General features: G+C 51.2%; 2 protein-coding genes. One reads left to right on the top strand and one right to left on the bottom strand.

The genetic code is table 11. The features are described from left to right. The coding region (locus AC1D2K_RS34890; RefSeq protein ID WP_478095024.1) for a hypothetical protein at positions 1-404 on the top strand (404 nt) is incomplete at its 5' end. Positions 405-416: 12 nt separating this feature from the next. Here AC1D2K_RS34890 and pseI read toward each other — a convergent pair. Next, positions 417-1,234 (bottom strand): pseudaminic acid synthase (gene pseI, locus AC1D2K_RS34885; protein ID WP_478095022.1); only part of this gene is annotated, 818 nt, incomplete at its 5' end.

Below are 1,234 nucleotides of genomic sequence, written 5' to 3'. Positions count from 1 at the left end.
GGCGAAAAGACCTCGCCTTGATTGTTCGGTACCACCCAAGTCAATGGCAGGACTTCCCGCGTTTGGGGCCTCACGAAAAAGTGTATTTCAGTGTGCCTTCTCAAGAGGCGATTCACCCACTGATTCTGGCTTCAAAAGCGGTAGTGGTTCAGAATTCCACGGTTGGCCTGCAAGCTGCAGTAGCGGGAAAGCCGGTGGTATCCCTTGAACATTCATTGTCGGTACTTGAATCATTTAGCCTCTCGAAATTGGGCGTTTCAACACCCTGTTTTTCCACGGGGGAGTTGCCTGTCGTCCTGGACTCTTTGCTGGCCTCGCCGGCCGCCGCTCCTCAAGAATACGCAAGCGATGGAAACGCTGCCGATCGGGTAGCGACGGTTATTTTGCGCRCTTTGGCTGTTTAGAAGGGCTATTTCTCAAGAGAGCAAGTCCCATGACAGTGGTGTACCAGCCGGTGCATCCTTGTTTATTCGTCTACCAAGCACACCTTCAAAAAACTTTGGGGGCAAACCAAAACCAGGCCGAACAAGTCGAATGTTTTCCAGCGACAGCTCCTTGCCTGCGGCAATGTCTTGAGTGATGTAGATAGAACGACGAAAAGCTTTGGATTTTTCCTCTGTTTGTGTCCCGCCGTATGTTATTTGGCCCAATGCTTGCCAAGCTCTTTTGGTTTCGACGCGCAGCAATCCAAATTCCTCTGGTTCTAGCGAGAATGCAGAATCAACGCCACCATCCGAGCGTCTTAACGTGAAATGTTTTTCAATAACGGTCGCACCAAGCGAAACGGCTGCAATGGCCGCACCGCAGCCCATGGTGTGATCAGACAATCCGACTTCGCAATTAAAGGATTCGTGTAAATGCGGAATTGTCCGCAAATGGCTATCCTCTGGAGTTGCCGGATATGTGCTCGTGCATTTCAGGAGGATCAATTGGGTACATCCTGCTTGGCGTGCTGTACTGACTGCTTCGTCGATTTCAGCCAGCGTTGCCATGCCAATAGAAATGATGAGAGGTTTTCCAGTCGCGGCAACCCTGCGAATCAGGGGCAGATCAGTATTTTCGAAGGATGCTATTTTGTATGCGGGTACGCCGAGCGTTTCGAGGAAATCAACCGCCGTGTCATCAAAAGGAGTGCTGAAGCATTGCAGGCCATGCGATAGGGCGCGCTCCATAATGGTTTTGTGCCACTCCCAAGGGGTATGAGCCTGATCGTAAAGCTCATACAGTTGCTGGC

The organism is Variovorax sp. P1_H12_2 (assembly GCF_056405335.1).
The sequence above is the reverse complement of the archived record's forward strand: the minus strand, read 5'-3'. Positions and strand labels throughout refer to the sequence as shown.